General features: G+C 75.0%; 2 protein-coding genes. Both read left to right on the top strand.

Annotated elements, in window-relative coordinates; all coding sequences use genetic code 11:
* The coding region (locus tag E1286_RS46430) for a protease inhibitor I9 family protein (RefSeq protein ID WP_187368335.1) at positions 1–829 on the top strand (829 nt) is incomplete at its 5' end.
* A gap of 160 nt (positions 830–989) precedes the next feature.
* Positions 990–3,823: septation protein SepH (gene sepH / locus E1286_RS51045; protein WP_246075732.1), on the top strand; the 2,834-nt coding region annotated here is incomplete at its 3' end.

The raw sequence follows: 3,823 nt of genomic DNA, 5'->3' as shown, positions 1-3,823 counted from the left end.
GTCCGAGCCCACCCGCCCGTACATCGTCCTGACCCACGGCCGGCCCGCCGCCCGCGCCCTCGTCGGCGAGCTGCGCTGGCGGGTACGGCGTTACTACACCGCCGCCCTGCCCGGCTTCGCCACGTTCCTCACCGCCGGCGAGCTGGCCGAGCTGCGGGCCGACCCCCGCGTGCGCGCGGTCGAGCCCGACCTGGAGATCCGTCCCATGCCGCTGGGCCGGTCGCCGGCCCTGCCCGCCGGGCGGCCGTCCGGCGCGGGCACCACCGTGTACGTCGTCGCCGGCGGCCTGGACGCTGCCCGCGACGAGTTCGGCGACCAGGCCTGGCGCGCCTTCGACGCCACCGGCGGCACCGGACACGACTGCGCCGGCCACGGCACCCAGGTGGCCCGCCGCGTCCACGCCGCGGCCCCCGGCGCCCGGGTCGCCTCCGTCCGCGTGCTCGGCTGCGACGGCTCGGGAACGCTGTCGGACCTGCTGGCCGGGCTCGACTGGATCCACCGCCACGCCCGCCGGCCCTCCGTCGCCGCGCTGCCCCTCGACGGCGCCGGCTCCGCCGCTCTCGCCACGGCCGCGCGGTCGTTGTCACGCTCAGGCGTGTTCGTCGCCGCGTCGTCCCGGTCCGCCGCCTGCCGGGCCACCCCCGCAGGCCGGACTTTCTCGGCGTACGCGCCGGAATTGGCCGGAGCCGCCGCCCGGCTCCTGGAGCTCCATCCGGCCGCAGGGCCGTCCGCCCTCGCCACTTCCCTGAAGTGCACAGCGGCGCGGCCCGTGATTCGCCAGAATCCGTCGAGGGCCTCTACCCTCCACGTGCGCGATGGCGGGCTCTGAAGGGATGGACTCCTCAAATGTGACCGGCGTCACATCGCCCCGGGGCTATCCCAGGAAGGCGATGTTCGGACATGCCGGGTACGGTGCTGGCAGGCAACCGGCACACGCGAGAGACTCAAGGGTCCGGGGGAAGAATGGCGACGCTGACGAAGGGACTCGCATGCAGGAGCTCCGACTCGTCGCGGTGAGTGAGGACGGCACCTATCTCGTCCTGGCTACGGCCGGGCGGGGGACGCGCTTCACACTTCCCGTGGACGACCGGCTCCGTGCTGCCGTCCGCGGCAACTTCTCCCGTCTCGGCCAGTACGAGATCGAAGTGGAGAGTCCGTTGCGCCCCAAGGAGATCCAGGCCCGCATCCGCGCGGGAGAGACGGCGGAGGAGATCGCCGCGACCGCCGGGATCCCGGTCGAGCGTGTCCGCTGGTTCGAGGGGCCGGTGCTGCAGGAGCGGGAGTACGTCGCCCAGCAGGCACAACGCGTCTCCGTACGCATGCCCGGCGAGTCCGCTCCCGGGCCGACCCTCGGCGACCTCGTGGCCGACCGGCTCACCCGGCGCGGCGTGCCCACCGACGAGATCGACTGGGACTCCGCCAAGCGTGACGACGGCCTGTGGCGGGTCAAGCTCGGCTACGTCTGGAACGGTCACACCCGCCACGCCGAGTGGCTCTTCGACCCGCGCAAGCGCCACGTGACGCCGCACGACGACGAGGCGCTGCGCCTGTCGTCCGCCGACTTCGACCCCGAGCCCACCGTGGTGGAGGACACCACGGTGACGCCGTTCGCGCCGCGGGTCGCCAAGTTGCAGCCGGTGCCGCCGCTGGCCTCCGAGACGGTGCAGTTCCCGCCGGTGGCGCGCCGCGAGCCGGAGGAACCGGCCGTCGGCTACACCCCGCCGCCCGGCCGGGCTCCCGACCTGGGCCGCGAATCGGCCCTCCGGCCCGATCCGGGCAGGGAGTCGGCCCTGCGGCCTGACCAGCGGTCCGACCCGGGCAGGGAGTCGGCCCTGCGGTCCGGCTCCGGGGCCGAGGGCGGGTCGCGCGAGTCCTTCCGCCCCGAACCTCCGGCCCGCGAGACCGGCTACACCCGCCCCGGCGACACCACGTCCCGCCGCGGCGGGTCTTCGCCGTGGCTGCCCGACTTCGGCTCGGGGCGCGAAAGCGATTCCATCTACGCTCCCGGCACCTCGCCTTCGTCCCGCCCGGTGTCCGAACAGCCGCCCGCGCCCAGGCCGGCCCAGGACTCGTTGCCGACGCAGGAGTCGTACGCCGGGGAGCGGTTCGCGGCAGAGGAGCCGTCCGCGCAGGAAGGACCGTCGCGCGACGCCCATGCGTCCGCACCGGCTGAGCAGTCGCACCCGTCTTCGGGGCCGGCGGAAGCGTGGCACCCGTCCGACGGACCGGCAGAGGCCTCCGCACCGGTAGAGGCGTCGGCGGGTGTGTCGTCGCCTGTCCGGGACCAGCCCGTCACCGCGCCTCAGACAGGCGAGACCGCTCCGACCACGACGACTCCGGCTGCACCCGCCGCTCACCGCTCCGACACCGACACCCCGGCCTCCGTCCAGCGCCAGGAACCCACCACCGCCCAGGCCGAGCAGTCCGCCACGGCCCAGGCCCCTCAAGTCCAGCCCACCACAGCCGCCCAGCCGCCGACGCCTCCGTCCGTCGCGCAGACCCAGCCTTCCGCGACCACACCGGCTCAGCCGTCCGCCGCCTCGCAGCCCACGTCGGAGGTCGCACAGGCCGCCTCCGCCACGCGAGTCGGCGGTACCGGCACGCCGACCGACGCCGCGGCCGAGCAGACCGACTCGACCCCGCAGGTCGACAGCGCTCCCGCACAGGCCAATTCGGCGAAGCAGGCCGGCTCGGTCGAGCAGGCCGAGGGTGTCGGCATGCAGAACGGCTCGGCTGATCAGGCCGGTGCTGCCGACGTGCGGGCCGATGGTGCGGACGTGCGGTCTGACGGCGCCACTGTGCAGGCTGCGGCGGAGGGTGGTCAGCCCGGCGCTGCTGAGACCGGACTCACCGGTGAGATCGCATCGACCACCACACCGGCCCCCGAGGCGAGCGCCTCCTCTGAGTCGGACGCCACTTCCCCGACGGCCACCACGCCCGAGGCGACACCGCAGAGCCCTGTGGCCGGAACCGGCGCACCGCAGACGGACACCGCCGAGAAGGACACCGCGCAAGCGGACGCCCCCCTCGGGACCACCTCCGCGACCAGCGAGGCTCCGGCAACCCCGACGGCGGCAGCCGCCACCGCGGCAACCACCGCGGCACCGGCGGATCCCGCCCCCGCGGACGCCGTTCCCGCGGGTCCTGCGACGACGGACGCTACGGCTGGCGCTGTTCAGGAAGGCCCCGCGTCCGCGGACGCAGCTTCGGCGGACGCGGCCTCGGCAGTCTCCGCTTCCACGGAAGCCGCCTCGGCAGGTGCCACCTCGGTGGACGCTGCTTCGACCGGCGGGGACGCCGCCGACGGGAAGACGCCCGTCGAGGGGTCCGCCGAGCCGACCGGCTCCACGGAAGCCACCACCACGAATCCCCCCGCCCCGGAAGCGGCTGCTCAGGAGGGCAGCTCCACGGATCGGCCGGGCGCCGCCACGACGCCCGCCACGGCGGAAGGTACAGCGACGGTGGACACCACCACGACCGCGACCAGCAGCACGACACCGGAGACCGGCGTGCCCGCGGAGTCCAAGGCCGAGGCCACCACTCCGGCCCCTGCGGACACCGCCAACGCCTCTGCTGCAACGGCCGAGACCAAGACGGACGAGCCCACCAAGGCGGAGGAGACCGCCAAGGACGGCGAGGCCGGGAAGAGCGCTCCGGCCGAGGCGGAGGCGTCCTCGGCGGACGCGACCGTACCGGACACGAAGGAAGCGCAGCCGGAGGCGGGCGCCGCGCCCGAGCAGGACGCGCAGCAGAGCAAGCCTCCGACGCCCAAGCCGAAGCCGGCGCCGTCGGTCCCGGCGGCGCGGGCGGGCAAGGACGAGGG

It is taken from the genome of Nonomuraea terrae, from assembly GCF_004348995.1.
In the GTDB taxonomy this organism is placed as follows: Bacteria; Actinomycetota; Actinomycetes; order Streptosporangiales; family Streptosporangiaceae; genus Nonomuraea; species Nonomuraea terrae.
Note: the sequence above shows the minus strand (reverse complement) of the source record. Positions and strands in the feature narration are given on the sequence as shown.